Here is a 24,975-nt window from a genome sequence, read left to right as displayed (position 1 = left end):
TTCCCGTTGACGGTAAACGCCCAAAACCTCCCCCGAAAACCACACTTCGGGCAACCGCCGCCGAAGAGACTGTCCGGTTGGGCTCACCCCCGCCCCCACCTCCCCGGGAAGCCTAAGATGAAGCCCATGACTTCCGAGGCGAACGAGAACGCAGAGACTACCCCGGCTATCGACGCACTCGACTGGTCCGCCGATGAGCTCGGCGGCGGGTTCGAGCACGCAGTCCTCGACTTGGGACCGGACCCTGAGGGCGAAGAGGAGAATAACGCGGTGCTCGTCAAAGCCCCTGGCGAACCGAAGGCGGGAAAGCCGGCACTGCTGTGGGTGCACGGGATGTCGGACTATTTCTTCCAGACACACGTCGCGGAGCATTTCACGGCGCAGGGATACCCCTTCTACGCCATCGACCTGCACAAGTGCGGGCGGGCGCACCGCGCGGGGCAGCGCTGGCACCACACCAACGACATGGCCACCTACTTCGGCGAGCTCACCGAGGCTGCCCGGCTCCTCGCCGGAAAGCACGGGGGCGTCATCCCCATGGCGCACTCCACAGGCGGTCTCATCGTCCCGCTGTGGCTGGATTACCTGCGCCGCACTGACCGCGCTACGCACGCGATGGTCAACGGGATGATCCTCAATAGCCCGTGGGTGGACATGCAGGTGCCGCGGTGGCAGGTGCGGGTGCTGCGGCCCGTCGTCAAGCTCGGCGCGAAGATCGCACCGGACATGAAATTGCCGGTCTCCGGCGAGGCGACGTACGGCGAATCCATTTATAAGGGCCTCAACGGCAACTGGGATTTCGACACCGACAAAAAGCGCCTCGGCGGCCACGACAAGTACGTCGGCTGGCTCGCTGCCGTGCTCGACGGGCAGAGCACGCTTCACGACGCCTCCACCGACGCCGCCGTACCCACCCTCACCCTGTGTTCGACCCACTCCTACCTGGGCAAGCCTTATTCACCCGCCGCGGACACCGCCGACACCGTGCTCGATGTCGCCCAGATCCAGAAATGGGCTCCGCAGCTCACCACCAGCGCCCATGAGACACGCCCCATCCCAGGCGCGCTCCACGACGTCTTCCTCTCCCAGCCACACGCCCGCGACCTTGCCTTCGCGGCCGTCGACGCGTGGCTCGACAAACTTGACACCCCGGAGGTTTAACAATGCACTTCGACTACATCATCATCGGCTCTGGCTCCGGCAACTCCTTCCCCACCCCGGAACTCGACGACGCCTCCATCGCGATCATCGACGAGGCGCCCCGCTTCGGCGGCACATGCCTCAACTCCGGCTGCATCCCAACGAAGATGTACGTCGTCGCGGCCGACACGGCGCACAGCGCGGCCTCCTCCGAGCGCCTGGGCATCCGCACTACCTTCGACGGCGCCGACTGGCCGGCCATCGTCGACCGTGTCTTCAGCAACCGCATCGACCTCATTTCCCGCGGTGGCGAGGACTACCGACGCGGCGACGAGTGCCCCAACGTCACTCTTTTCCGCGGCCACGCCGAGTTCACCGGCCCCAAAACGCTGTCGGCAACCCTCGACGGCGAACCGGTGGAAATCACCGGCGACACCATCATCATCGCCGCCGGGTCGCGTCCGAACATCCCGCCGGTCATCGCCGAATCCGGCGTCCCGTTCCTCACCAACGAGGACGTCATGCGCCTGCCCGAGCAGCCCGAATCCATCACGATTCTCGGCGGCGGCTTCATCGCCATGGAATTCGCCCACGTCTTCGAGTCCCTGGGCACCCACGTGCGTCTGGTCAACCGCTCCCCGCTGCTGCGCCACCTTGACGACGACATCCACGAGCGCTTCAACGCGATTGCACAGTCCCGCTACGAAACGCACATCGGACGCACCGTCGCTAGCGCAACCCACGACGAGCACAGCGTGACGCTCACGCTTGACGACGGCACCTCCCTCACCTCCTCCGCCCTCCTCGTCGCCACCGGGCGGTTACCCAATGGCGACCGCCTGAACCTCGCCGCCGCCGGTGTGCGCATGCATGAAAATAGCCGCATCGTCGTCGACGACTACGGCCGCACCACTACCGACAGCGTGTGGGCTCTTGGCGATGTCTCCTCCCCCCACATGCTCAAGCACGTCGCCAACGCCGAGCTACGCGCCGTGCGGCACAACATCCTCAACCCGTCGGACATGGTGCCGATGCCTCACGAGCACGTCCCCTCCGCCGTGTTCACCTACCCGCAGCTCGCGACGGTCGGCATGACCGAAGCCCAAGCCCGCGATGCCGGATTTGATGTGACCACCAAGATCCAGAATTACGGCGACGTCGCCTACGGCTGGGCCCTTGAAGACCAGACCGGCGTGGTGAAGCTCATTGCCGACAAGAAGACCGGCAAGCTCCTCGGAGCCCACTACATGGGGCCGCAAGCCTCCACCTTGATCCAACAGATGATCACCGTGATGGCCTTCGACTTGGACCTGCGCGAGGTCGCACGAGGGCAGTACTGGATCCACCCCGCTCTCCCCGAAGTCACTGAAAACGCCATCCTCGGCCTCGACCTCGACTTTCCCGATATGTGACCCAAAACACAGCTGTGAATGTAACGGAAAATTCGCAGTTGACAATCTATGAATAGCAAGCCAAGTTCACAGGTTTTTGTGCAGACAGCAGTTTTTCCTTGCGATAAGGTTGCCGGAACCTGCATCTTCCAATGAGGCAAGTCACACTAACCCCTCGAAAGCGAACGGAGTTTCATAGACCCGTTCTCCGAATCTAACTAGTTGAAAATCTAACTAGTTGAGTAGGAACAGTGAATATGCGTAACTTCCGCAACGCAGCCATCGCTGGCACCACCGCCCTGGCGTTGACCTTCGGTGGCACTGCTGTCGCAGTTGCTGAGGAGACGGCTGACAACCAGACCGCTGCCGACCAGACCGTTGGCAACCAGTCCGCAAGCGAGCAGAACCAGGGTGGCGACAAGCCGCGCAGCTCCTCCACCCGCATTTTTGAGAGCACCGGTGGCGACCACAGCGACCCGGACACCTACATGGTGAATGGCCGCGACCTGTTCGGTTCCTCCAAGAATTGGGATAATGTCGGCACCCCGGCCAAGGTGCTCTACGGACTCACCGTCGCCCTCGGCGCTGTTGCAGCATTCGGCGTCATTCTCGCACCGCTCGACAACTTCATCAACTACCGCCCGTTCGCCCAGTAATCACGAAACTAAGCCGGTAACCTTCAAACAGCGAAGTAAGGAAACATCATGCGCAAGTTCCGCAACGCAGCTCTCGCTGCAGTCACCGCCTCCGCCGTTGCTTTTGGCGGCACCGCAGTCGCTACCGCTGCTCCTTAGCCGGACGAGTCCCGTGGATCTTTCACCTCCGGCTCGAGCCAGGCCGACGATACCCCGATCAAGGATCTGATCGGTAAGATCGGCGAGAAGCCGGGCCTGGCCGCCGGTTGGTGACGCCCCCGACGCTGACACGGATGCCGACGTTCGCGACATTTGGGGCAATGAAACCTACACGGAAGATGAGAACACTCCGCAGTGGGCCCGCCTCTGGCGCGATGGCGTCGACTGGTTCGCCCTCGCCACCATCATCGGTGGCGTCATCGGTGCTGCCAACTGGGCTCTTTACAACGGCTACCTGCCGCAGATTGACTGGAAGACCATGACCCTCAAGTAGGAGACACGGTTTTCAGCCGAAAAGACCGCCTTTGGGCGGTCTTTTTTATTGCGTTCTTTAGCGCTACCCCCGCGGCTGCGCACTATAGTAGACATGCTCTTTCGCGGCGGAGCAGCGGTGTCTAGGTTGAAAACTATGAACCAATTCACCGCCATGCTCGGGTCGCTGAAGGCCCCGCTCGACTTCCTGGAGCACTTCGATGCCCAGGAAGCTCTCGACGCGGGGCTCGACGGGTCGACGGTGAAGAAATGGGAAACCATCTACGCCGTGTACCTGGCCCCGACGAAGTGGACGCGCCAACAGAGGTACTCCGCGCACGCCGCACGGGCCGCAGCGTTCACGGCGGACCAGCTCTGGGCCATTGAATCGCGCATCAAGCACATCACCGACGAACGCGAGAAGTGGCGGCTGCGGCTGAAACTGTTGGATGTCCGCGGTCGCTGCGAGACGCTTAAGCGCAAGGCAGCGGAGATCGTCCCCGAAAGGAAGAAACCGACGCCTAAGAGGACGATGGGGTTCGGCAAGTCGCGCGACGGCATGCGTCCGCTCACCGCCATGGGAACTGAGGAGGACATGGCGGCTCTCGAATTCGCGTTGCGGAAGCGTATCTCGCCGGACGGGCCGGCGGGCCCACAGATGCTCGAGACGCTCATGGGCATGCTGGGGTTGCGGCCCGACGCCGAGACGGAAACGACAACGCCCGCCGCACCGGCTGTGCCGCGTCCGCTGGTGCTGATCCCGCTGCCGGACTACCTCGACATCGTCAGCGGCGACGGTGACGAGACCATCCTCGGTCTCAGCGACGGCACGACGATCACGGGGGCGGACTACCTGGCCAAGTATCACGGCGCCGACCTCCAGGTGGCCACGTTCCACCCGCAGGAAGGTGCCGTGAATCTGTACCGCACGAGCCGTTTCGCTAACAAGAAACAGCGCGATCTCGCCCGAGCATGCTTATCAGCGTGTCCTGTCCCCGACTGCCGCCATTCCTCCGACAACTGCGAAGTCCACCACATCACCTCATGGTCGCGCGGCGGTCAGACCAATATGGCGAACCTGGCGCCGCTGTGTAGGTACCACAACCGCACAAACGACGACGACCCGAAGCACCGTAACCGCGGCAGCATTGTGAATATCAGGGGCAGACCTGTCTGGAGGTCCCCGCGGGGATACCCGGTGGACAACAAAGTCCACCCGTTCGGCGCGATGAGTCTCCTATTCGGAAACTAACGCTCGGAATCCGGGATGGTGAGGATCTCGTTGCCGTCCTCGGTGATCACGATGGTGTGCTCGAATTGCGCTGTGTACTCGCCGTCGCGGTTCTGGACAGTCCAGCCGTCATCCCAGATGTCGTACTCGAGACCGCCGATATTGATCATGGGCTCGACGGTGAGTGTCATTCCGGGCTCGATTACGTCGGTGTAGGCCTCAGAATCGTAGTGCAGCACGACAAGCCCGTTGTGGAAGGTCGTGCCGACACCGTGGCCCGTGAAGTCGGTGACGACGTTGTAGCCGAAACGCTTGGCGTAGGACTCGATGACGCGGCCGATGACGTTGATCTGGCGGCCGGGCTTCGCGGCGCGGATGCCGCGCATGGTGGCTTCGCGGGTGCGCTCGACGAGAAGACGGTTCTCCTCGGCGACATCCCCGGCGAGGAATGTCGCGTTGGTGTCGCCGTGAACACCGTCCTTGTAGGCGGTGACGTCGATGTTGCAGATGTCGCCGTCCTTGATCACGGTCGTGTCGGGGATACCGTGGCAGACGATTTCGTTGAGCGAGACGCAGCAAGACTTGGTGTAGCCGCGGTACCCCAACGTCGAAGGGTAGGCGCCGTGGTCGAGCATGTACTCATGGGCGATGCGGTCGATCTCGTCGGTGGTCACGCCGGGGGCAACGGCGGCACCGGCCGCCTCGAGCGCGTTCGCGGCGATGCGGGAGGCCTCGCGCATCTTCTCGATGGTCTCCGGTGTCTGGACCAGCGGCTCGCCGACGTTTTCCTGCACCTCGTCCTTCCACGCGTATTCGGGGCGTTCGATCGACTCAGGGACGGTGCGAATCGGCGTGGGTTTTCCGGGGGTCAGTTTTCCGCGAGTGTTCATGCGCACCATGCTAGTCCCATGCCACGGCGCGGCTGATTTGGCTCGGTCGGCTCCCCGATTCCCCGGATCCACGGCTCTCCTGCGCCCCGATTCCTGGCTGCTGGGGGTTACTGCGGCTTCGGGGCGCCCGCCTCGTCGATGTTGCGCAGCATGGTGTCGGTGACGGCCACCGCGGCTTCGGACCCGCCGCCGAGGACGATGAGGGTGGCGAACGCGATGTCGTCGTCGCGGTATCCCGTGAACCAGGAGTGGGAGCCGCCGTTGATTTCGGCTTCACCGGTCTTGCCGCGGATGTCGCCGCCGGCGCCCATTCCTGTTGCAGTGCCGCCGGGGCTGGTGACGGCTTTCATCATCTGTCGCAGCTGCTCGATGGCGCGCGGGTCGGGCTGCGGGGCTTCTTCGCTGGGGGTTGTGTCGCGGCCGGCGATGAGGTACGGCTTCGGCGTGGAGCCGTTGGCGGCGGTGGCCGACACGAGCGCCATGCCGAACGGAGACGCGAGGTCGAGGCCTTGGCCGTAGCCGGCTTCGGTGCGGTCGAGCGGTTCCTCGCCGTCGGGGATGGAGCCGGTCAACGAGTCGAGTCCGGCGATCTTGTAGTCGATACCGAGGCCGAATTGCTTGCCGACGTCCCGCAGCTCCCCCGGCGCCAGTTTCGTCGAGATATCGGCGAAAGTGGTGTTGCAGGACCGCGCGAACGCAGTCTGGAGCGGCACGTTGCCCATGCCGAAGCCGGCGTAGTTGGTCACTGTACGGCCGTAGATGTCCATTGTGCCGGGGCACGGGACAATGGAGTCGGGGTTGAGCCCCTGGTGTTCGAGACCGGAATAAGCGGTGAGGATCTTGAAGGTGGAGCCGGGCGGGTACTGCCCCATCATGGCGGTGTTGCCGTCTTCATCGGCGGCTTTCGTCTGGGCCACGGCGAGGATTTCGCCTGACGACGGCCGGATCGCCACAATCATCGCCTTCTGCCCGTTGATGGGCTCGAGTGCCTTCTCGGCGGCAGTCTGCACCTTGTGGGAGAGACTGACCGTGATAGACGGCGACGGAGTGGCATCGTGGCGCTCGATGTCCTCCAGCTCGTTGGCGTTCTCGTTGACGATGGAGACCTTCCACCCGGCGTCACCCTCAAGGTCGGTGCGGACTTCCTCACCAATGCGGGCCATGATGTCGGGCGCGAAGTGGGGGTCGTCGGCGACCATGGATGCTTCCTCGTTGAGGCGCACACCTTTCAGCCCGCCGACAGCGCCCTCGACCGCGTCCCGCGCGCCGAGGGGGAGCATGGCCACGGAGAAGACACCGGAGGCGTCGGCAAGCTGCTTCTCCAACTCCCCCGCATCGCGCAGCGGCACCGACGGGTCTTGCTCGTGGGCGGCGGCGAGCGCTTGAGAAATCGAGGCTGCGGTATTCGTTTTGTCCCCCACCGCGTTCGTGTCCACGAGGAGGCGGTAGGCCACACCCGGACTCAGCAAAGCCACGCCGTCCGACGACACAACGCTCGCCTGATCCGCCGGCACCGTGCGCAGTTCCAGGTGCTGGTTGGCTCCGAGGCGCGGATGCAGGATGGACGGTTGCCAGCGCACGGTCCAGTCCTGGTTCTGCTGGGTGAGGGTCATCGAGGCGTCGTAACGCACATGACGGTCCCGCGGCAGCGCCCAGTCGAGGGTGTAGTTCGCCGTGGCCAAATTCTCCTGCTGGTCGACACTGTTCAGCGTCGCGGTGACCCCCTCCGCCTGCAGTCCGGCGACGGAGGTGGAAAGGGAATCGGAGGCTTTGGCGGAATCGTCGACAAGCGCCGCCATCTGGTCGTAGTCGAAGCGCGACAACGCCTCGAGGAAGTCCTGCGCGACCGGCTCAGCGGGATTCGGCTTCGGCGTGCACCCCGCCGCGCCCATCACGAAGGCGAGGACCGTCAGCAGCACCGAAACCCGAGTTTTCATGGGCGTAAAAATAGCAGCGCCGGGAAGTTTCCCGACGCTGCCACACTATGAACGGCGATGTTCTACTTTGTAACCTTGACCTCCGCGCGTGCGCCCTCGATCTCCTCGAGGCCTTCCTCCTCGGCGATGCGTTCCGCATGCGCGATGAGCGTCTCCACGATCTTCGACTCCGGCACGGTCTCCACAACCTCGCCCTTGACGAAGATCTGGCCCTTCCCGTTGCCGGACGCCACACCGAGGTCCGCGTCGCGCGCCTCGCCCGGGCCGTTGACGACGCAGCCCATCACCGCCACACGCAGCGGGTACTCCATGCCCTCCAGGCCCGCAGTGACCTCCTCGGCGAGCTTGTACACGTCCACCTGGGCGCGGCCGCACGACGGGCAGGAGACAATCTCCAGCTTGCGCGGGCGGAGGTTCAGCGACTGCAGGATCTGGTCGCCGACCTTGATCTCCTCCACCGGGTCGGCAGACAAGGAAACCCGGATCGTGTCACCGATGCCTTCGGAGAGCAGTGCGCCGAACGCCACGGAAGACTTGATCGTGCCCATGAACTTCGGGCCCGCCTCCGTCACGCCGAGGTGCAGCGGGTAGTCCGTCTTTGCGGCGAGCTGGCGGTATGCCTCCACCATGAGCACCGGGTCGGAGTGCTTCACGGAGATCGCGATGTCGCCGAAACCGTGTTCCTCGAACAGGCCGGCTTCCCAGATCGCGGACTCGACGAGCGCCTCCGGGGTCGCCTTGCCGTACTTTTCCAGCAGGCGCTTGTCCAGGGAGCCGCCGTTGACGCCGATACGGATCGGGATGCCCGCGTCGCCGGCCGCCTTCGCGACCTCCTTGACTCGGCCGTCGAATTCCTTGATGTTGCCGGGGTTGACGCGCACGGCGGCGCACCCAGCGTCGATGGCCGCGAAGATGTACTTCGGCTGGAAGTGAATATCCGCGATCACCGGGATCGGCGATTTCTTCGCGATCGCCGGCAGCGCCTCCGCATCCACCGTCTTCGGGCACGCGACGCGCACGATGTCGCAGCCGGTCGCGGTCAGCTGCGCGATCTGCTGCAGGGTGGCGTTGACATCATGCGTTTTCGTCGTGGTCATCGACTGCACAGAGATCGGGTGGTCCGAACCGACTCCCACATTGCCGACGAACAGCTGGCGGGTTGTGCGGCGCGGGGCCAGCGTCGGCGGCGGCCCTTCCGGAATGCCCAAACCGATAGGTTGATTCATAGCCACAAGACTAACACCGCACGCGCACGCTTATCGACGCCCACCGCCTCCACCCACAACCCCTACCCGAACAGCCGCACCGGGTTGGTCACGTCCGCGACAATCACTAGTACTCCCACCCCCAGCAGGAGCGCGGCCATGGTGTACGTCAGCGGCATGAGCTTCTCGTAGTTGACGGGCCCGCCCGGCGGGAGTCCGCGGAGGCGCCGGATGCGGTCGCGCACGGCCTCGTAGAGGACGACGGCGATGTGGCCGCCGTCGAGAGGCGGCAGCGGCACGAGGTTGAACAGCGCCAGGAAGAAATTCAGGGATGCCAGCAGCGAGAAGAAGACGGCCCACTGGCTGCGCTCCGCCAGCTCACCGCCAGCGCGGGAGGCGCCGACCACGCTGATCGGCCCTTCCACGTCCCGCTCGTCTCCGAAGATCGCCGTGACCACGCCCGGAACCTTCCCCGGGAACGCCGCCAGGCCCTTCACGCTCGCCGAGATCATCTCGCCCGACAACCGGCCTGCCGCCGGCACTGCTTCCAGGGGCCCGAAGCGCTTCATGGCATCAGCGACCGGTGCGCTGGCCATGCCGACCGCACCCGCCACGTACGGCTGGCCGTCCGGGCCGATGCGGGAGACCTCGTCGACGTCGACGGGAATGTCGAGCCGCTCAGCGCTGGCGCCGGCGCTGGTTCCGGCTCCCGGCCCGGCACCGCGCTCCACGCCGAGTACCACGGTCTCCCCCGGCCTCTCGAGCACGTAGTCGCGCAACTCCACGAACGACGAGAGAGCAGTCCCGTCGACGGAGAGAATACGGTCGCCTTGACGCACGCCGGCGGCGGCAGCGGGGCCGTCGCCCTCACAGTCGGCAAGCGTCTTCTCGTCGACTTGGTCGGCGGTGCACGTCAGCTCCCCCACCACGGGAGTGCGGTCGGCGTCAGGGTTCGGGATGCCGGACGACACCGCCAGCAGATAGATCACCATGAAACCCAGCAGCAGGTTCATGACGATGCCGCCGCTCATCACCGCCACCCGCTGCCACCACGGTTTGAGGTACATCGCGTGGGACTTTTCTTCCTCGGTGAGCTCGTCCATCGCCGTCATGCCAGCGATGTCGCAGAACCCGCCGAACGGGAGCGCCGCGATGCCGTATTCTGTCTCCCCTTTCTTCGCGGACACGAGTGTCGGCCCGAACCCCAGGAAGAAGCGCCTCACTCGCATCCCGAAGGCCTTGGCGGCGAGTATGTGCCCTGCCTCGTGCAGCCCGATCGACAGGGCGATGCACACGGCAAACAGCACGATGCCTAATACGAATGCTCCCATGGGGTGGCCTTCCGGGGGTTAGGGGGAGGCGTCGATAAGCGAATGGGCGCGTTCACGCGCCTGCGTCTCCACGTCCACGATCTCGTCGAACGAAGACGGTACCACCGCGAACTCGGACGCCGAATCCAGCACCTCGCCCACGATGTCGACGATCTGCGGGAAGCGGATCCGCCCCGCGAGGAACGCCGCCGCCGCTTCTTCATTCGCGGCGTTGTACACCGCCGGGTACGTGCCGCGCGCCGCCGCGACCTCGCGCGCGAGACGCACAGCGGGAAACGCCGCCTCGTCGAGCGGCTCGAAACGCCAGTCCATCGCGTCGCGGAAATCGAGCGCCGGCTGTGCCCCATCGACGCGTCCGGGCCACGCGAGAGCATGCGCGATCGGCATTTTCATCGACGGCGGCGACGCCTGCGCGATCGTGGCCCCGTCGACAAATGTCACCATCGAGTGGACGATCGACTGCGGGTGCACAACCACGTCGACGATGTCCGGGGAAATGCCGAACAGCAGGGTCGCCTCGATTAGCTCCAGGCCCTTGTTGACCATCGTCGCGGAGTTCAGGGTGTTCATCTGCCCCATCGACCACGTCGGGTGCGCCGCGGCCTGCGCGGGGGTGACGTCCCACATCTGCTCGCGCGTCCATCCGCGGAAAGGCCCGCCCGAGGCGGTGAGAACGTAGCTGGCGACGTCCTCCTCTCGTCCCGCACGTAGGCACTGCGCCATCGCGGAATGCTCGGAATCGACGGGGACGATTTGCCCGCCGCGCGCCGTGACCAGGTCCCCGCCGGCGACCAACGACTCCTTGTTGGCCAGGGCTAGCACGGCGCCGATGTCCAGCGCCGCCAGCGTCGAGGCCAAGCCCAGCGACCCGACGAGCGCGTTGAGCACAACGTCCGCCTCCGTTTCGCGCACGAGCTGCTCGGCTGCGTGCTCGCCCCCGCGCACAGGCCCGCCGAGAGCTTCCGCGACAACCTCAGCCGCAGCTTGCTTAGCGACGCCCACCCGGTCTCCCTCCAGGCCCCACTCCCTCGCCTGGGCGATGATGGCCTGTGGGGCCGATCCTCCGGCGGCGATCCCCACGACCTCGAACTGGTCGGGCGCCGCGGCGATCACCTCCAGCGCCTGCGTTCCGATCGACCCGGTGGACCCCAAAATGAGAACTTTTCGCACCGCTCCATTCTCACACACGCCCGCTCCCCGCGCGCCGGGGTCAAACGAACGTTGGCAGCGCGCCGACTTTCGGGGGGATGAATCGCGGTGCGGCGAGCAGGTGTGCCAATATAATGGGCAAGAACTGATTTCCCGCAAGGAGTGTGCTGTGAGCGCTAAGGACGATGCACCACAGGTGTACAACGGTGTTTCCGAGGCTGACGTCCCGTCGGCCAAGCTGGGCTGGAGCGAACTGACCCCGAAAACCATCCAGATCGCTGGTTGGATCTCCGTGCTGTTCCTCATCGGCTACAACTTCGGCAACCACCGCGGCCACGTCGAGACCATCTGGCTGATCACGATCGCCGTGCTGATCGCCGTCGGCCTGATCCTGTTCGCGCTGCGTCCGGAGCTATCCCAGGTCCGGACTCTGACCGCCCACAACAAGCCGGAAGGTCACGTCGAGCCGAACTGGACCCACGACCAGCAGGCTCTGACAGGCCGCTACGCCGAACTGACCGACAGCCAGCTGCGTGCCCTGAACGTTGATCCGGCGACCGTGAACCACGGTGCGAACAACGGTGCCGCGGCAGGTGTCGGCGCCCACAGCGCACACAGTGCGCACGGCGCACATGAGCTGCGCGACGCCCACCGCGAAGACATCGCCGCCCCGGAGATCCCGAACGTCCACGAGACGCTCCGCGTGGAGGAGTCTGATCCGCGCTAGGGCAGTTGGCCTAGGGCGGCTGGGCGCTGGGAAGCGTCGATAAGCGAAACGCTCCGGGGACCACACGGTCACCCGGAGCGTTCTTTTTGCGCCTGTTTTAGGCGCCTGCTTGCTTCTCGTCAGCGGCGAGCTGGCCGCACGCCGCGGCGATCTCCTGCCCCTTCGTGTCGCGCACGGTGCAGGTGACTCCCTGAGCGATGACGCGGCGGACGAACTCGTCCTGGCGGTCACGCGGCGACGCATCCCACTTCGAACCCGGCGTCGGGTTCAGCGGGATGAGGTTGACGTGGACGAGGGGGCCGAGGGCGTCGTGAAGCTTGCGGCCCAGCATGTCGGCGCGGAAATCGTGGTCGTTGATGTCGCGGATGAGCGCGTACTCAATGGACACGCGGCGGCCGGTCTGATCCGCGTAATAGCGCGCGGCCGTGAGCACGTCCTCGACGCTGAAGCGGTTGTTCATCGGAACGAGGGTGTCGCGCAGCTCGTCGTCCGGGGTGTGGAGGGAGACGGCGAGGGTGACGTTGAGACCTTCATCGGCGAGCTTGCGGATTGCGGGCGCGAGGCCGACCGTAGACACGGTGACGTTGCGCTGCGAGATGCCGAACCCGTCCGGTGCCGGCGAGACAATCTGCCGCACCGCCGACACGACGCGGTTGTAGTTCGCCAGCGGCTCCCCCATGCCCATGAAAACCACGTTGGTCAGGCGGCCCCCCTCCGCCTCCATCATCGCGGCGGCCTCGCGGACCTGGTCGACAATTTCCGCCGTGGACAGGTTGCGGTCCAACCCGCCCTGGCCGGTGGCGCAGAACGGGCAGGCCATGCCGCAGCCAGCCTGCGAGGAAATGCACAGCGTCGCACGGCCCGGGTAACGCATCAGCACCGATTCCAGCAGGATTCCGTCGTGAAGGCGCCAGAGAGTCTTGGTCGTGTCTCCTTCGTCGGTCTCGACGGTGCGCACCGGGGTGAGCAGGCGCGGGAACAGGGCATCCTTCACCAGTTCGCGCTGCGCGGCCGGCAGGTCCGTCATCGTCGACGGGTCAGCCTCGAACCGGCCGTAGTAGTGGCGGGCAATCTGGTCGGCGCGGAATTTGGGCAGGCCGAGCTCGGCGAGGGCATCGATACGCTCCTGCTTGGTCAGGTCGGCGAAGTGCTTCGGCGGCATCCCGCGCTTGGGCGAGAGCAGTTGGATCTTCGGAAAATCACTCATGACGTGCCCTATTCTGGCACGGCGCAGCGAGCTTTTCTAATCAGTGCTGGTGAGACGCCTCTAAATGACGACCACGTTCATGAGGAGCCAGGTGGCCGCGGCGGCGGGAAGGATGCCGTCGATGCGGTCCATCATGCCGCCGTGGCCCGGCAGCAAACCGGACATGTCCTTCAAGCCGAGTTCGCGCTTGAACTGGCTTTCCACCAAATCACCGAGCGTCGCGCACACGACGATGCCCAGGCCGAACACGAGACCGGCCCACCACGGCCGGCCCAACAGATAGATGCCACTGAGCACACCCGCCACTGCACCGAACGCGACGGAGCCCGCGAAGCCTTCCCACGACTTCTTCGGGCTGACCGCCGGGGCCATCGGGTGCGAGCCGAACAAGACACCGGTGACGTAGCCGCCCACGTCGGAGGCGACGACGCAAAGAATGAACGTGACGATGAAGTAGCTGCCGGTGACGCTGCCCGTCTCCAAGCGCGAGATCATCGCGGCGAACGAGCCGAACAGCCCGATCCACACGAGAATGAAGATACTCACGGCAGTGTCGCGCAGGTAGTTGCGTGGCGGGGTGTGCCTGCCATGGAAGAACAGGCGCGAGAACATGATCATCAACGCGCTGATCGTGAACGTGGCCAGCAGTCCGGGGTAACCGAACTCCCACGTGGACACGATCATGCAGAGACCGAGGACGATGATCACGAAGCGATAGACGCCGTAGCCGTTTTCGCGCAGGCGCGTTAGCACTTCCCACATCCCGAGCGCGGCGGCGGTGCACACCACCGGGTACCACATGACGGGGCCGACATAGGTGGCCACCAGCACGAGTGCGGCGAGCCCGACTCCCACCGCGATCGCGGCAGGCAGGTTGCGCCCTGCGGAGTTCTTCGGGCGCGGCATGTGCACGCGCCGAGAGTGCACCGCGTCCAGCGGTTCGCGAGAGCGGGAGTCGGTGTCGGTCACTGTTTAGACCTCGAGGAGTTCGGCTTCCTTGCGGGAAACCAAGTCGTCGATCTCGGCGACGAATTTCGCGGTGGTCTTGTCCAGTTCCTTCTCGGCTGCGGTGACCTCGTCCTCGCCGGCGTCGCCGTCCTTCTGGATCTTCTTCAGCGCTTCCATGCCGGAGCGGCGGACGTTGCGGATGGCGATCTTGCCGTCTTCGCCCTTGGCCTTTGCCTGTTTGACCAGGTCTCGGCGGCGCTCCTCGGTGAGCTGCGGGATAGTGACGCGGATGACGTTGCCGTCGTCGGTGGGGTTGACGCCGAGGTCGGAGTTGCGGATCGCGTTCTCGATTTCGCCAAGGGTGGACGGGTCGAACGGCTTGACCATCAGCATGCGCGGCTCCGGCACGGACACGGTGGCCATCTGGTTGATGGGGGTCGGGGCACCGTAGAAGTCGGCCATGACGCCGTTGAACATGGCTGGGTTCGCGCGGCCGGTGCGGATGGTGACCAGTTCAGAGCGGGTGTGCTCCACGGAGCTGGTCATGCGCTCCTCAGCGTCGAGAAGTACGTCGTCGATCATGTTGTCATCCTTTCGCATTGTCTTCATCCAATCTAGCAGCGCACCGCTTACCGACGAACGCCCCATTCCCCCTTCCTCCTACACTGAGGGGAACTATGCATCCCGCCTTGACGTATTCCGCCGCCGATGTTCGCCCCCGACCGGGAGAGGGCCGTCTTTCGGGCTGGGTGATTCCCGCGAAGGACACGGCGGATGTGGCGGGGTGGCCGACGACGTCGGGAAGCCCGCTGCGCAGCCGGGTTGCTGGGGAGACGACCCCGTTTCTGGCGGGGTTGCAGCGCCATGGCGCGCTCATCGACGCCAAAACGCTCACTTCCGAGCTCGGCGCCACCATTTACGCCGAGCGCCCCGACGTGCCGGTGCTGTCATCGCCGGCGTATCCGGGGTGCACGCCGGGCGGGTCGTCGACGGGCGCTGCGGTGGTTGTCGCGGACGGACTGTACCGAGCGGCGCACGGCGGTGATGCGGGCGGTTCCCTGCGCGTGCCCGCCGCCGCGTGCGAGGTCGTCGGGTTCAAGCCGGGTGCGCCGCGGCAAACGGTGTCGGTGGACGGCTTCATCACCCGAACCGTCGCCGACCAGGTGGAGCTGTGGGGGCTTCCGCGGCGCCGTCTAGAGGCCCTTTCGGTGGGAGTGCTCACCGCTCCCCTGTTCACGCCTGGGGCGGTGGTGGATGCTGGGCGGGAGGGCGTCGTCAAGCGTGCTGCTGCTTTGCTCGCCGGCTACTTCCCTGTGCGCGAGGTCGCCCCGCTTTCCTTCGGGGTGGAGACCTACCGCCATTTCTCGGCGCGGATCAAGCACTCCTTCGCCGAGGTCGACCCGCTGGACAGCCCGTACATCGCCTGGCTTCGCGACGAAGCCCGCTCCCTCACCCCCTCCACCCTCACCGCCGCGGCAGCCCACATCGCCGCGCTGCCCTCACTGGTGCGCGCGGAGTGGGACGTGGATATTGTGCTGACCCCGATGATCGCAACGGATCCCCCGCCCCTCGGCTTCTTTCCGTCGTTGTCCCCAGCCGACTCTTTTGAGGCTCAGACCGAATGGTCCCCGTGGGGGTCATTATTCAACCTCACCGGCGCGCCCGCTGCCGCCGTGGGGCCGGTGCAGGTCGGCGGGATCTCCCCGGCCGCCGACAACGCGACGGTCCTGGAAATTGCCCGCCTTATCGAGCCCGTTGTCGAGGAATGGCAGCGTGAGCGCCGGCGGTAAGGCACAGGCGGCAACGGGGCCTCGGTAACATGCCGGTGCTAGAGCACGCGCACAACCACCGCTCCGGCGAACACCAGCAGGAGCCCGAGAATTCGCACCGGCTGCAGCACACTGCGCGGCGCCCCGAAGAGCCCGAAACGCTCGATGACCTGTCCCGCGAGAATCGTTCCCGCGAGAATCCCGACGACGGTTGCACCTGTGCCGATCAGCGGCGACAACGTGGCGGCGCCGATGACGAAGATCGCGCCGAAGACACCGCCGAGCCACATCCACCACGGGCCGGGCTCGACCCCGGAAACCAGCGCCTTGCGTGAATCCGTGAACACCAGGCAGAGCAGGAACAGCAGGATGACACCGACGCCCAGGTTGACGGCGCCCGCTTGAATGGAGCTGCCCAGTACTTCGCCGAGGTGGCCGTTCGCGGCGGTCTGGGTTGCCGAGCACATGCCCATGAAGACGCCGAAGGCTCGCCACGCCCACGTCAACAGAGGTTCCGCAGTCGCAGCCGAATTCGCAGACCCCGCTGCCCGCCCCACCACGTGCACGAGAACGATGCCCGCCAGAACAACACCGGCACCGAGCACACGCAACAATCCGACACGGTCGTGCGTTGCCCCGAACAGACCGAAATTGTCGATCACCAACGCCATCACCACTTGCCCCAGAATCGGCAGGACAACGGTTTCCACGCTGCCGATCTTCGGGAACAGGATGACATTCCCGGTGATGAAGATGACGCCCATCACACCGCCGATCCACACCCACCACGGCTCGCCGGAGGCGCGGGTGAGGTCGATGGAGGGGCCCGTCGTGAAGCTCAGCGCGAGCGCGAGAACAACCGCGCACACGAACGCGATGAAAAACGAAATGAACGCCGCCGGAATCGGAGCGCCAATACTCACGCGCAGACGACTATTCACCGCCGTCTGGGCCGGAATGACGGAACCGACACCCAACGCTGCCACGGTCAGCACAACGGGACCTCCCTAGCTAGTGGAACTGCGCGAACTAGTGGAACTACGGAAAGGCCCGAACTACTGGACGAGGGTACCGATCTGCTCGCCGGACACCGCACGTGCGATATTGCCTTCCTTGAGCAGGTTGAACACCAGAATCGGCATGTGGTTGTCCATGCACAGGCTGAAAGCAGTGGCATCCGCGACCTTCAGGCCCTTCTCGATGGCCTCGCGCGGGCTGATCTCGCTGTAGAACTCTGCGTCAGGGTTGGTGCGCGGGTCATCGGAGTACACGCCGTCCACGGCCTTGGCCATGAGCAGCACCTCGCACCCGATCTCCAAGGCGCGCTGGGCCGCAGTGGTGTCGGTAGAGAAATACGGCATGCCCATGCCGGCGCCGAAGATGACGACGCGCCCCTTCTCCAAGTGGCGGGAAGCACGCAGCGGAAGGTACGGCTCCGCGATCTGCGCCATGTTGATGGCGGTCTGCACACGGCAGTCCACCCCCAGCTGCTGCAGGAAATCCTGCAAAGCCAGACAGTTCATCACCGTGCCGAGCATGCCCATGTAATCCGAGCGCGCACGGTCCATGCCGCGCTGGGACAACTGCGCGCCGCGGAAGAAATTGCCGCCGCCGATGACCACCGCGACCTCGGTGCCCTGGCTGGCAACCTCGGCGATCTGCTTCGCCACATTCTCCACCACATCAGGGTCGATGCCGACGTTGCCGCCGCCGAACATCTCGCCTCCCAGCTTCAGCATGACGCGTTTATACCCGCGGCGGGAAGTCGAATGCGTCTCATTGCTGTTGGCAGTGCCGTGGTCAGTCACCGAAAGCTCCTTAACGTGGAAGGCGGATGTGGGGGCGAAAATTCACCCACCGATTCTAGCGGCAAGGCGGGTGGGCAAAAGAAAAGGATCCCGGGCTACCGTCGATAAGCGGCGCACCGGGATCCGTGAAGTCAGCGTTTACTGCTGGCCGACCTCGTAGCGGATGAAGTCCGTGACCTCGATGCCGTTCTCCTCGGCGTACTGGCGGACGGTCTTCTTGGAGTCCGCCAGCGACGGCTGCTCGAGCAGAGCGACATCCTTGAAGAAGCCGCCCAGGCGACCCTCGACGATCTTCTCGATAGCCGCCTCCGGCTTGCCCTCGCTGCGGGTGATCTCCTCCTGGACCGCGCGCTCCTTCTCGACGACCTCAGCCGGGATGGAGTCCTTGGACAGGTAACGGGCCTTCATAGCCGCGATCTGCAGGGCAACCTGGTGCGCGGCCTCAGCGTTATCACCGGTGTAGGCGACGAGCACGCCGACTGCCGGCGGAAGATCAGCGGCCTTCTGGTGCAGGTACACCTCGACCTTGTCGCCCTCGATGGTGGCGGCGCGGCGCAGCTCCAGCTTCTCGCCGATCTTCGCGGACAGAGCCTGAACAGCCTCAGCGGCGGTCTGGCCCTTGACGTCGGCGTTAGCGAGCTCCTCCGGAGTATTGGCCTTGACGGCGGCGGCGCCGGCTGCAACGTCGTCGGCAAGCTGCTTGAACTCGTCGTTCTTAGCCACGAAGTCCGTCTCGGAGTTGATCTCGATGATCGTACTGCCCGACACTGCAACCAAGCCCTCGAGAGCGTTGCGCTCAGCGCGCTTGCCCACGTCCTTCGCACCCTTGATGCGCAGGATCTCAACGGCCTTCTCGAAATCGCCAGCGGATTCCTCCAGAGCCTTCTTGCAGTCGAGCATGCCGGAACCGGTGGTTTCGCGCAGCTTCTTCACGTCTGCAGCGGTGTAGTTCGCCATAGTTGGGCGACCCTCCTCATTGTGGGACTAAAAGTATGTGTAAAGGTCAACTGACAGCGTAGTGGACTTACCGCAGCGCGGCATGCCCAGCTGCCGTGTCGCACGCAAAACCCCCGCGCCCAGTGTCCTCGATGAAGTTGGGACGTCTGGTGTGACGCGGGGGCATGTGCATGGGTGCAACGTTTCCGTTGCGGCCGTCGGCGCGGAACTTAGACCGGGTCGACGTCGTTCTTGGCGGAGTCGACGTTCTTGACAGCCTCGGCAGCAGCCTTGTCGGCCGGTGCGGCGGTCTTCTCTGCCGCCTCAGCTGCCGGGGTCTCCGGCTGGGCTGCCTTCTCGGCTGGGGCCTCGGAAGCGGCCTCGTTGGCCTCGGCTGCCGGTGCGTCACCAGCGGCCTCGCGAGCCTTGGCCAGCTGGCGCTCCTCGCGCTGCTGCTTGCCGGCGACGACTGCCTCGCCCACGATGTGGGTGAGCAGCTTCACGGAGCGGATGGCGTCGTCGTTGCCCGGGATCGGGTAGTCGACGAGGTCCGGGTCGCAGTTGGTGTCCAGGATTGCGACGACCGGGATGCGCAGCTTCTGCGCCTCGGAGACAGCGATGTGCTCCTTGTTGGTGTCGACGATCCACAGCGCGGACGGGGTCTTGGTCATATCGGAGATGCCGCCCAGGACGCGCTCGAGCTTGGTGCGCTCGCGGGTGAGCATCAGGACTTCCTTCTTGCCGCGGCCTGCGTAGCCGTCCTCGGCTGCGTCCATGGCCTGCAGCTCCTTCATGCGGGCGAGGCGCTTGGACACGGTCTGGAAGTTGGTCAGCATGCCACCGAGCCAGCGGTGGTTGACGTACGGCATGCCCACGCGGTCGGCCTCTTCCTGGACCGGCTCCTGGGCCTGCTTCTTGGTGCCGACGAACAGGATGGTGCCGCCGTGGGCGACGGTCTCCTTGACGAATTCGTATGCCTCATCGATGTAGGTCAGCGTCTGCTGCAGGTCGATGATGTAGATGCCGTTACGGTCGGTGAAGATGAAGCGGCGCATCTTCGGGTTCCAACGACGCGTCTGGTGGCCGAAGTGCACACCGGCGTCGAGGAGTTCACGCATGGTTACGACTGCCATGGGAATGTCTCCTTGGGAGTTAAAGTTGTTCGGTTTCTTGCGGTTCGTGCGGGTTTTGCCCGCACCCTAGCGACGAGCCACATCCACGCCTCCCGTGTTTCCGCAGGAGGACCGTTGCGGATTGCAGCACCTTCGCCACATCTGTGACCAGGCATTTTCGCCGCGCGTAGTCAGCGCACCCCAGTGGACACACTGCTGAGCACCAAGCTTACATCGTTGCTGCGTGCGCGCCAATTCGAGGCGCGCAAGGTTGTGGATGCAGCGGAGTTATCCACAGGGCATTCCGCATTGCGGCGCTCTGTGGTCCTCCCTCCCTTAAAAATAGCCCTATGAACACTTCCCGTTTACGTGCTGCTCCCCTTCCCCGTTCCGCGTTCCTCCTGCTGTCCATATTCCTTCCGCTCGCCGCCTTCGCCGCCGGGGCCGGGGCCGGTCCCGCGGCCGCGTACGTCGACCCGACAACCGGTTCACCGACGGCGGCGCATGTCACCCGTTCCGCCGACATCCCAGAGCACAATTGGCTGGCCGGCCACCGCGGCGTGGATCTGGCCGCCCGGACGGGACAGGACATTCTTGCTGCGGAGGACGGTGTCGTCGCTTTCACCGGGGTGGTCGCGGGCGTGCCGGTGCTGTCGGTGGATCACGCCGACGGCATCCGCACCACCTACCAGCCTGTCCACGCGACGGTCAAGGTGGGCGACGAGGTAGAGGAGGGAGAGGTGATCGGGCGATTGGCACCGTCGTCGGGCGGTCACGACGGGCTTCACTGGGGTGCGCGCACGGGTCCGGATGCGTACATCAATCCGCTCACGCTTCTCGACGCTCCCCAGATCCGCCTCAAGCCCGTGGATGCGCACGGTCGTACACGCTCTTGAGCCGCTGCGCTGAGACGTGGGTGTAGATCTGCGTCGTCTGCAGCGACGAATGCCCGAGCAGCTCCTGCACCACGCGCAGGTCCGCTCCTCCCTCGAGCATGTGGGTGGCGGCGCTGTGGCGTAGGGCGTGGGGGCTTAGGTCGCTGTCGCCGGTGCGCTGCGCTGCGCGCTCCACGACCCGGCGCACTTGGCGCTGGTCGATACGCCCGCCTCGGGAGCCGAGGAACAGCGCCTTTGTGGCATCTGCCGACGCAGCCGCAGAGCTACCCGCGCCGTTGTTGAGGAGTTCGCCGCGGCGGGCGAGCCAGGTGTCGATAGCTGCGGCCGCGTTGTCGCCGAAAGGCACGACGCGCTGCTTGTTGCCCTTGCCTGTCACGCGGGCGAGGCGCCGGGAGGCATCGATATCTCCGGTGTCGAGGCCGGTGAGCTCCGCGACACGCATGCCCGTGGCATAGAGGAGCTCGAGCATCGCGCGGTCGCGAGCCGCTTCGGGCGAGGCAGCGTCGGCGTTGATCTCCGCCTCGACGAGCTGCTCGGCGCGCGCGGGCGTGACCACGTCGGGAAGGTGGCGGTTGACCTGGGGGGTGGCGAGTCGCGCGGCGACATCGGAATCGAGGTGCCCGCGCTCGTACGCCCACGTGGAGAAGGCCCGTACCGCGGCCGTGCGCCGCGCCATCGTGGAGCGGGCGAGCCCGGCGCGGAGCGCGTCCGCCAGCCAGGCGCGCAGGGTGGGCAGCGTGAAGTCGGCGAATGTCCCGGCGAAGGGCACCAGCGTGCGCAGGTCGCTGCGGTAGCCCTTCACCGTGGCCGGCGAGCGTCCTTTGACGAGCAGGGCGTAGTCGGCGAAATCGTCAATCGCCGCTTCGAGCTGAGCCATCGCACGCCCTGCCTTCCAGTTGCCGTCAACTACCGGTATTCCACCGGGAAGTATATGACTGCGCGGTGGACTCGCGCGAACGAGGAACGAGAACGAACTCGGCGGAAGGGGTTACGAACGTAGGGCGGCCGTTACGTGTCGTCGCGTGGCCCTTACGAGGCCGTTACGAGGCCCTTTCCCGGTCGCTGCGTTCCCACAGCTGCCCTTTCCGGGATACCAGGCCCTTCCCGGAGAGGTCCATGAGCAGATGGACGGTCAGTCCGATGGTGAACCCGCAGGCCGCGGCGATCTCGGCCGCTTCGAGCCCTCCCGTGTCGGCGAGCGGCAGGGCGTCGTAGACGCGGAGTTCGTTGCGGGAGAGTCGCTGCACGGCATCGGCGGCGAAGTCGATCTCGTATTGGCCGTCGACGTCGGAGGTGCCGATTGCGCTGAGCTGCTCGTGGGCATCGTCGGCGCTGAGCACCATGGAGGCCCGGCCGTCGCGGATGGCGAGGTTGGTGCCCAGGGAGCCGGGTCCGAGGATGGGGCCGGGCACGGCCATGGCGACGCGGTTGAACGCCTCGACCCATTTTAGGGTGTTGAGCGCGCCGGACCGGAACGCCGCTTCCACGACGACGGTTCCCTGCGTCAGTGCGGCGACGAGGCGGTTGCGGGTGAGGAAGCGGTGGCGGTCCGGCGTAGCTCCTGGCGGGTATTCGGTGATGACGGCGCCCCCGGAGGCGGCGATGCGGTCGAAGAGCTGCTCGTTGCGCCGGGGGTAGGTCTGCCCGGCGCCGCACGCGGCGACGACGACAGTGGCTCCCCCGGCGTCGAGGGTCGTCGTGTGGGCGACGGTGTCGATGCCGAGCGCCCCGCCAGAGACAATGGTGTGCTGGTGGCGCGTCAGCCCCCGGCACAGGTCGGCGGCGGCGTGGTGTCCGTACGAGGACGCGGCACGGGTGCCCACGATTCCGGCGGCCCGGGCGAAAAGTTGCGCGAGGTTCGTGTTGCCGCGCACCCACAGTCCGTGCGGGGCGTATGCGTCGGACGGTAGAGCACCATCGCTTTTCGACGCCCCCGCCAACGCCGCCCCGAATGATGCCTCGATGGCCTCGCGCGGCCATTCCGGTGAGTCGGGTGTGAGCAGGGTGTAGCCGTGTTCTTCGGCGATGGCGAGGTCTTCGGCCGGCTGGTCCCAGGTGTAGCGGGTTTCGGTGGCGGGACCGAGCTCGCCGAGCCAGCTGGCGCGGGTGCGGATGGCGTGGGCGAGTTCGTCGGGGGTTCGTCCGGCGTCGAGAAGCGCGAGCACGTGGCGGTTCGGTCCCTCGACGACGCGGTTGAGGTATGCCCAGGATTCGAGGGTGCTCATGCCATCACCTCCGCGTGCTGTGTGGCGCGCAGGTCGAGGGCGTCCATTACCTCGGCGAGACGCGGCTTATCGACGCCCCCGAGGTCCGCCACCGTCCACGCCAACCGCAGGAGCCGATCGACGCCGCGCTGGGTGATGATGCCGTCGCTGAGTGCTTTGCCGATCACTCCCATGCCATCCTCGTCGGCCGGGAAGTGTCTGCGCAGGACAGCTCCGGGGACGCGGGAGTTGGTGGTGGCCGGAAGTCCTGCCTGGGACCAGCGCCGCCGCGCCCTGTCACGCGCGGCGAGGACCCGCTCAGCGATGGCGGCGGAGGATTCGTTGTCACCGTTGGTCACCAACGCACCGACGGATGTGGTGGTCAGGCTGATGTCGATGCGGTCGCGGAGCGGACCCGACAGGTTGCGCAGGTATGTGGCCCGCTCGGAGGACCGGCACGTGCACTTCGCGGCGTTGTCCACTCCGCAGCGGCACGGATTCGCCGCCATGACGAGCTGGAAATTAGCCGGGTAGACCACCTCCCGGCGCGCGCGTGTCAGGCGCACCTCGCCCTTTTCCAGCGGGACGCGCAGTGCGTCGAGGGTGTGGGCGTCGATCTCGCTGACTTCGTCGAGGAAGAGCACACCGTGGTGGGCGTGGCTGACAGCACCGGGACGCGGTATTCCCGAGCCGCCTCCGATGAGGGCGGCGCGCCCCAGCGACGGGTGCGGGGCGACGAACGGGGCCTGCATGATCACCTCCCCCGTTGAGTTTCCGGAGATGGAGTGGATGGCTGTGGCCTCCACGACCTGCTGGGGCGTAAGGTCCGGCAGGATCGACGGGAGGCGCTCGGCGAGCATGGATTTCCCGGAGCCTGGCGAACCGATCATGAGCACGTGGTGTCCCCCGGCTGCGGCGATCTCCATAGCGCGGCGCTCATGCTCCTGGCCCACGATGTCGCGGAAATCGGGAACGTGGACGGGGTGGACTGTGTGGCTCACTGTTTCGAGCCCGGGCAATTCGCGCTCCCCGACCGCCCAGTGCCACGCGTCGGTGAGACTGCCGGCGATCTTCACCGCTGGATGCCCGACCAGGGCAGCTTCGTGGGCGTTGCCGGCGGGAATGATGACGTGCTCGATCCCCGTCCGCTCGTCGCCGTGGAGGGCTTCGAGGATGATCTGGAGGATCCCGTCGACCCGCCGTAGCTGCCCGCCGAGGCCGAGCTCGCCGACGATGAGGCTGCGCTTCAATCGGCGTTCGGCGCGCGGGTCCATGCTCGCGAGCACCGCCAACGCTGCGGCCAGATCGAATTGGGAGCCGGCCTTGGGCAGGTTAGCGGGCGAGAGCGACACCATGATCTTGGTCCGGGGCCACGGCAGCGTCGAGTTGGCCACGGCTGTGCGGATGCGGTCGCGCGATTCACCGACGGCCTTGTCACCCAAGCCCACGATGTGCATGCCGGGCAGTCCGGGCCCGACGTTGGCTTCAACGGTGACGCAGTGCGCGCCGACGCCCTCGACGGTGGCGGAGAAGGTGCTAGCAAGCGGCATCGTCGACCCCCTGGTACATGCGGGTGGACACGTTGACGCCGTCGTAGATGACTTCTATGACGTCGAAACGCACAGGCGAGTAGCCGCCGTCCTGCACGTCCAGCCATTGGGCGGCGGCGGTGCGGATGCGGCGCAGTTTCGTCGCCGTGACGGCTTCCGCGGCCCCGAAGCTTCTCCCCCGCCGGGTCTTCACTTCGGCGAAGACGACCGTCCCGTCAGGCGCGCGGGCGATGACGTCGATCTCACCCCCTTTGGCCAGGTAACGTAGCTGGACTATCTCGTAGCCCAGGTCCTCGTACCAGGCTGCGGCGGCTGCTTCGCCGCACCGGCCCAGCATGAACTGGTCCTGCTGGTCGTGCCCACTCGTTTTCGCGTGCATGAAAAATCCCCTCTGTCAACTGAAGTGCGTGCACTTAGTTAGACGAGGGGAAGGGGCGG

23 protein-coding genes are annotated in these 24,975 nt (G+C 65.8%); 7 read left to right on the top strand and 16 right to left on the bottom strand.

Annotated elements, in window-relative coordinates; genetic code table 11:
• Positions 1–126 precede the first annotated feature (126 nt).
• The 4 genes from QYR03_RS00935 (at position 127) to QYR03_RS00920 (ending at position 4,889) form a co-directional block, all read left to right on the top strand.
• Positions 127–1,161, top strand: coding sequence for an alpha/beta hydrolase (locus QYR03_RS00935; RefSeq protein WP_259848693.1), 1,035 nt, complete (start codon positions 127–129; stop codon positions 1,159–1,161).
• A gap of 2 nt (positions 1,162–1,163) precedes the next feature.
• Entirely contained in the window at positions 1,164–2,552 is a 1,389-nt protein-coding gene (mtr, locus tag QYR03_RS00930; protein WP_301712277.1) for a mycothione reductase, read from the top strand.
• A 236-nt stretch (positions 2,553–2,788) separates the two neighbouring features.
• Positions 2,789–3,187: a hypothetical protein gene (locus QYR03_RS00925; protein WP_301712276.1), complete on the top strand. Its 399-nt coding sequence runs from the start codon at positions 2,789–2,791 to the stop codon at positions 3,185–3,187.
• Between the two features lie 607 nt (positions 3,188–3,794).
• Positions 3,795–4,889 (top strand): HNH endonuclease signature motif containing protein, encoded by a 1,095-nt coding sequence (locus tag QYR03_RS00920; RefSeq protein ID WP_301712275.1) that lies wholly within the window; start codon positions 3,795–3,797, stop codon positions 4,887–4,889.
• Here QYR03_RS00920 and map read toward each other — a convergent pair.
• From map to dxr, 5 genes are all read right to left on the bottom strand, one after another.
• Positions 4,886–5,758, bottom strand: a complete 873-nt coding sequence (gene map / locus QYR03_RS00915; RefSeq protein WP_301712274.1) for a type I methionyl aminopeptidase — start codon at positions 5,756–5,758, stop codon at positions 4,886–4,888. The two genes, QYR03_RS00920 and map, sit on opposite strands and share 4 nt — an antisense overlap.
• Before the next feature lie 107 nt (positions 5,759–5,865).
• Positions 5,866–7,695: a penicillin-binding transpeptidase domain-containing protein gene (locus tag QYR03_RS00910; RefSeq protein ID WP_301712273.1), complete on the bottom strand. Its 1,830-nt coding sequence runs from the start codon at positions 7,693–7,695 to the stop codon at positions 5,866–5,868.
• Between the two features lie 62 nt (positions 7,696–7,757).
• The gene (ispG, locus tag QYR03_RS00905) at positions 7,758–8,921 is read right to left on the bottom strand and encodes a flavodoxin-dependent (E)-4-hydroxy-3-methylbut-2-enyl-diphosphate synthase (RefSeq protein WP_259848700.1); all 1,164 of its coding nucleotides are present in this window, start codon (positions 8,919–8,921) and stop codon (positions 7,758–7,760) included.
• Positions 8,922–8,983: 62 nt separating this feature from the next.
• Positions 8,984–10,231, bottom strand: coding sequence for an RIP metalloprotease (locus QYR03_RS00900; protein ID WP_301712272.1), 1,248 nt, complete (start codon positions 10,229–10,231; stop codon positions 8,984–8,986).
• Positions 10,232–10,249: 18 nt separating this feature from the next.
• Positions 10,250–11,401, bottom strand: a complete 1,152-nt coding sequence (dxr, locus tag QYR03_RS00895) for a 1-deoxy-D-xylulose-5-phosphate reductoisomerase (RefSeq protein WP_301712271.1) — start codon at positions 11,399–11,401, stop codon at positions 10,250–10,252.
• Positions 11,402–11,549: 148 nt separating this feature from the next.
• On the opposite strand from dxr, the gene QYR03_RS00890 reads away from it, so the two are divergent.
• On the top strand, positions 11,550–12,107 hold the full coding sequence (locus tag QYR03_RS00890) for a DUF2631 domain-containing protein (protein WP_301712270.1): 558 nt from the start codon (positions 11,550–11,552) through the stop codon (positions 12,105–12,107).
• A 97-nt stretch (positions 12,108–12,204) separates the two neighbouring features.
• Here QYR03_RS00890 and rlmN read toward each other — a convergent pair whose 3' ends face one another.
• The 3 genes from rlmN to frr all read right to left on the bottom strand — a co-directional run bounded on the left by rlmN (position 12,205) and on the right by frr (position 14,844).
• On the bottom strand, positions 12,205–13,314 hold the full coding sequence (rlmN, locus tag QYR03_RS00885) for a 23S rRNA (adenine(2503)-C(2))-methyltransferase RlmN (protein ID WP_301712269.1): 1,110 nt from the start codon (positions 13,312–13,314) through the stop codon (positions 12,205–12,207).
• Between the two features lie 60 nt (positions 13,315–13,374).
• Positions 13,375–14,220 (bottom strand): phosphatidate cytidylyltransferase, encoded by an 846-nt coding sequence (locus tag QYR03_RS00880; protein ID WP_259848908.1) that lies wholly within the window; start codon positions 14,218–14,220, stop codon positions 13,375–13,377.
• 66 nt (positions 14,221–14,286) lie between these two features.
• Positions 14,287–14,844, bottom strand: a complete 558-nt coding sequence (frr, locus tag QYR03_RS00875; protein ID WP_259848704.1) for a ribosome recycling factor — start codon at positions 14,842–14,844, stop codon at positions 14,287–14,289.
• A 95-nt stretch (positions 14,845–14,939) separates the two neighbouring features.
• Between frr and QYR03_RS00870 the strand changes: the two genes are divergently transcribed.
• On the top strand, positions 14,940–16,052 hold the full coding sequence (locus QYR03_RS00870) for an amidase family protein (RefSeq protein ID WP_301712268.1): 1,113 nt from the start codon (positions 14,940–14,942) through the stop codon (positions 16,050–16,052).
• Positions 16,053–16,090: 38 nt separating this feature from the next.
• On the opposite strand, the gene QYR03_RS00865 is transcribed toward QYR03_RS00870, so the two are convergent.
• From QYR03_RS00865 to rpsB, 4 genes are all read right to left on the bottom strand, one after another.
• The gene (locus QYR03_RS00865; RefSeq protein WP_301712267.1) at positions 16,091–17,026 is read right to left on the bottom strand and encodes a DMT family transporter; all 936 of its coding nucleotides are present in this window, start codon (positions 17,024–17,026) and stop codon (positions 16,091–16,093) included.
• A gap of 60 nt (positions 17,027–17,086) precedes the next feature.
• The gene (gene pyrH / locus QYR03_RS00860; protein ID WP_301712439.1) at positions 17,087–17,770 is read right to left on the bottom strand and encodes a UMP kinase; all 684 of its coding nucleotides are present in this window, start codon (positions 17,768–17,770) and stop codon (positions 17,087–17,089) included.
• A 207-nt stretch (positions 17,771–17,977) separates the two neighbouring features.
• Complete coding sequence (gene tsf / locus QYR03_RS00855) at positions 17,978–18,796, bottom strand: translation elongation factor Ts (protein WP_259848711.1); 819 nt, start codon at positions 18,794–18,796, stop codon at positions 17,978–17,980.
• A gap of 209 nt (positions 18,797–19,005) precedes the next feature.
• Complete coding sequence (gene rpsB, locus QYR03_RS00850) at positions 19,006–19,908, bottom strand: 30S ribosomal protein S2 (RefSeq protein ID WP_301712266.1); 903 nt, start codon at positions 19,906–19,908, stop codon at positions 19,006–19,008.
• A 329-nt stretch (positions 19,909–20,237) separates the two neighbouring features.
• On the opposite strand from rpsB, the gene QYR03_RS00845 reads away from it, so the two are divergent.
• Positions 20,238–20,783, top strand: coding sequence for a M23 family metallopeptidase (locus tag QYR03_RS00845; RefSeq protein ID WP_301712265.1), 546 nt, complete (start codon positions 20,238–20,240; stop codon positions 20,781–20,783).
• Here QYR03_RS00845 and QYR03_RS00840 read toward each other — a convergent pair.
• The 4 genes from QYR03_RS00840 to QYR03_RS00825 all read right to left on the bottom strand — a co-directional run bounded on the left by QYR03_RS00840 (position 20,746) and on the right by QYR03_RS00825 (position 24,916).
• Positions 20,746–21,660 carry a tyrosine recombinase XerC gene (locus QYR03_RS00840; RefSeq protein ID WP_301712264.1) on the bottom strand — a complete coding sequence of 305 codons (915 nt, stop codon included), beginning with the start codon at positions 21,658–21,660 and terminating at the stop codon, positions 20,746–20,748. The two genes, QYR03_RS00845 and QYR03_RS00840, sit on opposite strands and share 38 nt — an antisense overlap.
• Before the next feature lie 163 nt (positions 21,661–21,823).
• Positions 21,824–23,008, bottom strand: coding sequence for a DNA-processing protein DprA (gene dprA / locus QYR03_RS00835; protein WP_301712263.1), 1,185 nt, complete (start codon positions 23,006–23,008; stop codon positions 21,824–21,826).
• Positions 23,005–24,537, bottom strand: coding sequence for a YifB family Mg chelatase-like AAA ATPase (locus QYR03_RS00830; RefSeq protein ID WP_301712262.1), 1,533 nt, complete (start codon positions 24,535–24,537; stop codon positions 23,005–23,007). Before QYR03_RS00830 ends, dprA begins: the two co-directional genes overlap by 4 nt.
• A complete protein-coding gene (locus QYR03_RS00825; protein ID WP_259848718.1) occupies positions 24,524–24,916 on the bottom strand; it encodes a YraN family protein in 393 nt (130 codons plus the stop codon). Before QYR03_RS00825 ends, QYR03_RS00830 begins: the two co-directional genes overlap by 14 nt.
• Positions 24,917–24,975: the final 59 nt, after the last annotated feature.

The organism is Corynebacterium sp. P4-C1 (assembly GCF_030503595.1).
Taxonomy (GTDB): Bacteria; Actinomycetota; Actinomycetes; order Mycobacteriales; family Mycobacteriaceae; genus Corynebacterium.
Note: the sequence above shows the minus strand (reverse complement) of the source record. Positions and strands in the feature narration are given on the sequence as shown.

Coding starts and splice junctions, on each gene's coding strand:
- tsf (WP_259848711.1), bottom strand. CDS start 18,796: ATGGCGAACTACACCGCTGCAGACGTGAAGAAGCTGCGCGAAACCACC.
- QYR03_RS00870 (WP_301712268.1), top strand. CDS start 14,940: ATGCATCCCGCCTTGACGTATTCCGCCGCCGATGTTCGCCCCCGACCG.
- QYR03_RS00830 (WP_301712262.1), bottom strand. CDS start 24,537: ATGCCGCTTGCTAGCACCTTCTCCGCCACCGTCGAGGGCGTCGGCGCG.
- QYR03_RS00840 (WP_301712264.1), bottom strand. CDS start 21,660: ATGGCTCAGCTCGAAGCGGCGATTGACGATTTCGCCGACTACGCCCTG.
- QYR03_RS00880 (WP_259848908.1), bottom strand. CDS start 14,220: ATGCCGCGCCCGAAGAACTCCGCAGGGCGCAACCTGCCTGCCGCGATC.
- QYR03_RS00825 (WP_259848718.1), bottom strand. CDS start 24,916: ATGCACGCGAAAACGAGTGGGCACGACCAGCAGGACCAGTTCATGCTG.
- ispG (WP_259848700.1), bottom strand. CDS start 8,921: ATGAATCAACCTATCGGTTTGGGCATTCCGGAAGGGCCGCCGCCGACG.
- dprA (WP_301712263.1), bottom strand. CDS start 23,008: ATGAGCACCCTCGAATCCTGGGCATACCTCAACCGCGTCGTCGAGGGA.
- map (WP_301712274.1), bottom strand. CDS start 5,758: ATGAACACTCGCGGAAAACTGACCCCCGGAAAACCCACGCCGATTCGC.
- rlmN (WP_301712269.1), bottom strand. CDS start 13,314: ATGAGTGATTTTCCGAAGATCCAACTGCTCTCGCCCAAGCGCGGGATG.
- QYR03_RS00900 (WP_301712272.1), bottom strand. CDS start 10,231: ATGGGAGCATTCGTATTAGGCATCGTGCTGTTTGCCGTGTGCATCGCC.
- QYR03_RS00935 (WP_259848693.1), top strand. CDS start 127: ATGACTTCCGAGGCGAACGAGAACGCAGAGACTACCCCGGCTATCGAC.
- frr (WP_259848704.1), bottom strand. CDS start 14,844: ATGATCGACGACGTACTTCTCGACGCTGAGGAGCGCATGACCAGCTCC.
- mtr (WP_301712277.1), top strand. CDS start 1,164: ATGCACTTCGACTACATCATCATCGGCTCTGGCTCCGGCAACTCCTTC.
- QYR03_RS00845 (WP_301712265.1), top strand. CDS start 20,238: ATGAACACTTCCCGTTTACGTGCTGCTCCCCTTCCCCGTTCCGCGTTC.
- QYR03_RS00925 (WP_301712276.1), top strand. CDS start 2,789: ATGCGTAACTTCCGCAACGCAGCCATCGCTGGCACCACCGCCCTGGCG.
- rpsB (WP_301712266.1), bottom strand. CDS start 19,908: ATGGCAGTCGTAACCATGCGTGAACTCCTCGACGCCGGTGTGCACTTC.
- pyrH (WP_301712439.1), bottom strand. CDS start 17,770: ATGCTGAAGCTGGGAGGCGAGATGTTCGGCGGCGGCAACGTCGGCATC.
- QYR03_RS00910 (WP_301712273.1), bottom strand. CDS start 7,695: ATGAAAACTCGGGTTTCGGTGCTGCTGACGGTCCTCGCCTTCGTGATG.
- QYR03_RS00920 (WP_301712275.1), top strand. CDS start 3,795: ATGAACCAATTCACCGCCATGCTCGGGTCGCTGAAGGCCCCGCTCGAC.